This is a genomic window from Gilliamella sp. B2923 (assembly GCF_026536565.1).
Lineage (GTDB): Bacteria > Pseudomonadota > Gammaproteobacteria > Enterobacterales > Orbaceae > Gilliamella.
In genome coordinates this window covers 1-3,286 of the sequence record NZ_JAFNNZ010000028.1, presented here as the reverse complement: position 1 = coordinate 3,286, position 3,286 = coordinate 1, and the positions used below count along the sequence as shown (strand labels likewise).

Below are 3,286 nucleotides of genomic sequence, written 5' to 3'. Positions count from 1 at the left end.
TATTTGTCGGGTAAAGTGCCACTTCAAGATTATCGGGTAAATCTAAGGTATAGGAACCAATACACTCGGTTTTATAGGTGAGTTCAACTGCTTGGGCTAGATAACTAAAACAAGTAAGACTGACTAATAAAAAAAATTTTTTCATGATAGGAAATCCTTAAGTTAATAACCGAATATGATAAGCAATCGCGTTATTTTCATCTTCTGTCCAATGGATGGGCACTAATGTGATATGGCCTTGAATGTTTTGTAATGTGTCAGGTTGATTGATGGCATAATTTTGCCAAAAAATATCATTAAAAGGCATTAATAATTCTTCTGTAAAATATTTCTTCGTAAAGATTTTTTTTACTAATGTTTCCTCATCTTCAACAATCACTATATGAATGTCTCCATATGATCCATAATATTTATTAATTTCTTCTTTTACTAACTTTTTATCTTTATATTTTTCATTATTTTGTTTGTCTAATTCTTCATAATCCAAAACAGGCCAAATTGAGGCAAATATAACTTCACGTTTCGTGCCGTTAATAACTTCTTCACTTAAATAATTCCTCGGTATAAATGGGAAAACCGATTCAAAAATATCAGTATTACTTTTAGCTCGGGAGCGGATTGCAGTAACACTACTGGCAAGTTCAGGGACGTTAATCGCTTGCTCTAACCCTTGACCATATAAACCTTGCCAAATTTTGGTTCGTAATTCATAGGCAAATTTTCTAACCGGTATAGGTATGCCACGTTCAGGACAATTAATGGTTTGTGAATCATTATCTACAATTAATGCCGCAAGCTCTGAATCCCGCCCACCTAATAAGCTGCGGTCATTAATATTGGCACTGCCGACTAATACATACAGATCATCCACAATGGTTAATTTGCTATGAACATAGATTTGTTCAGTAAGTGTGCGATCACCTAACTGAGCCCAACTGCGCAGATTAAGTAAGGTAACATATTTATCACACTCTTCTAACTCTATTGTTTTGTATTCCTCGCCCATTTTATCGTAATAGGTTGGTCGCAATTTTTGCCAGTTTTTTCGTGGTACTTCATCTTTAACCAGTTGTTGATAAACCCATAAATGTTTGCGAATGCGGTTAAGCAAACTATCGCTACCATATACGATTGTTTGCATGGTTTGATGGATGGTCGCCATAGTAGAGCCCACATTTAATAATCCTTCTGGGTGTACAGGTAAGGTTATGTAGACATGAAATGGTTCGGGTTTAAAAGCAAAAATGACACTGGCAATTTTATCGCTTAAAGCTTGAACAATTTTATTTTCAGGCAAATCATTAGCCGTTGCCGATAACACTCTTGTCGCCCACGGTTTAAGTGGCAACTCTATTTGTGCAGCCTCGGATAATTGATCATTTAATGAAACATCAGACGGACTACCATAATCAGAGATAAAAAATTGATTTTCCAAATAAATATAGCGTTTGGCTTTTTTTATTAATTTTAGCATCACCTGATAAATATCAGATTGTGGCTGCAATGTGAAGTTAGTTTTATGCCGAACATTCGGTGCCAGCTTGTTAAGACCTTCAATCCCATTATATAGGTCTATATCGCTACCCATTAGTACCGACATTGTTTCCTTAGCACGCATAGAAAGAGGCGCACTTCTTAATATCTGTACACTAACATTACCTTTATCTACCATTTCATCATATTCTTGCTGTGTGGGTAATGATAGTGATTTATTTATACAATAATCAGATACATTGTCATTTTTTTGCTCACCATTAGTGCCAGCTTGCCTCCAACGTAATACAAAATTTAATGTTAAGTCGAATACCGCTTTACCTTCAATTTTAACGTGAATATCTTGCCATGGCATAATTGGTTGATTGTCGGCTAATGTTGTTTTGGTTTTTTCAAAATATTTTTTATCAAATATTTGTGTTTGGCTAAGTTTATCATAGCTAAGCGTTGAACGATCTCTAGGTCTGAATGATAGACTTATTTCTTTTCTGTCATCGCCCATCAATGCAACACAAGGATTATAACGATTCAAGACTTGTCTATTGTCTGCATTCGGATCGATATCATAACCATGGCTATAACGACCATAAGCTAAGTCTATTCCACCTACGTATGCTTTTTTTCTATCAATAATAATACACTTTTGATGATGAGAGAAAAACATTTGCGTTGCAATACTGTAGAATGGCTCATCATTTTTTGAACTATGTAATCTGACAAAAATCGCTTCTCGCTGAATATATTCATTTATGTAGTTTCTTAATACGTTTCTAGTATCTTGATCATTGGTATCGACGGCGATTGACTGCGATTTCCAAGGTAAAACAAATATTTCCAATTTTTTATTTTTCTGCACCACTTCAAGTATTAAATCAACTAAACGTATATTTGGTGTTAGCATTGCATCCCAGTTTACCTGCCAGCCAGTGATATAGATTTCTCTTTCAGCACTACGAATATCAGCAATTAAATCCTGAAAATAGTCATAACTTTGTACATAAGCTTTTACACTATTTTTATGTGTAGGTTCCGCAAAATTATCTCTATTACCATATTTATTGATATCATATAACCAAATATCCTCAGTTACTGTCGAGGTGTAGTTTTCCTCGCCTTTTTCATCAAACAAGATATGTGTTTTATTATGTTCCATCATTAGCATACCATCATTTTCTTATTGATTTGATCAATTGATTCTTTTCAATTTGTGAGTTACTTTCAACCGCATTTAAGAAACTTTTCTGCTCTTTTAATAAATTGGCTTTGTATCCCATTGCTTGCGCTGCTTTAATATTTTTTGTTGAATTATCAACATCCCCTAATGTCGACATTTGTAATTGATAAGCAATATTATTATTCACAATCCATAAACGGCCTGGATGCTTGTTATACTGTGCAACGATATCTTTCGATTCTTCCGATGAGATTTGTAATTCGCCAGTCTGTGTTGTTTTACCTTCATAAATAACGTCATCAGTCATTAAAGCATCTTCAACACAATTAGCCGTGACAATTCGCCATTGTGAATTGCTATAATGAATTCCATTACTACCTGGAATATCACTAATTTTCAGATTTAACTGGCATGGTAATGATTCGGCAAATTCTACCATACTTAATGGTAAGTCAATTGTTGTCGGAAATAATGATGTGGGCCCCATCTTCTGCATCACATTACATTTAAGCTTAACGTTATCTGGTGTGCCCAGCTCTATGCCTTTACTGCTGATTTTGATATACGAGCCGCCACAGATTAGGGTTAGCTCTTTGCTGGCAGTAATGGTCAGTTTGC

Annotated in this window: 2 protein-coding genes; both read right to left on the bottom strand. The window is 34.8% G+C overall.

All coding sequences use genetic code 11. The annotated features are described in order from the left end of the window. Positions 1-157: 157 nt before the first annotated feature. A complete protein-coding gene (locus J3U42_RS12090) occupies positions 158-2,650 on the bottom strand; it encodes a hypothetical protein (RefSeq protein WP_267336585.1) in 2,493 nt (830 codons plus the stop codon). Between the two features lie 10 nt (positions 2,651-2,660). Further along, a partial coding sequence (locus J3U42_RS12085; protein WP_267336584.1) for a DUF2345 domain-containing protein occupies positions 2,661-3,286 on the bottom strand: 626 nt, incomplete at its 5' end.

Bases quoted from the DNA above. Each gene is read 5' to 3' on its own strand.
- J3U42_RS12090 (WP_267336585.1), bottom strand. From the start codon at position 2,650: ATGATGGAACATAATAAAACACATATCTTGTTTGATGAAAAAGGCGAG.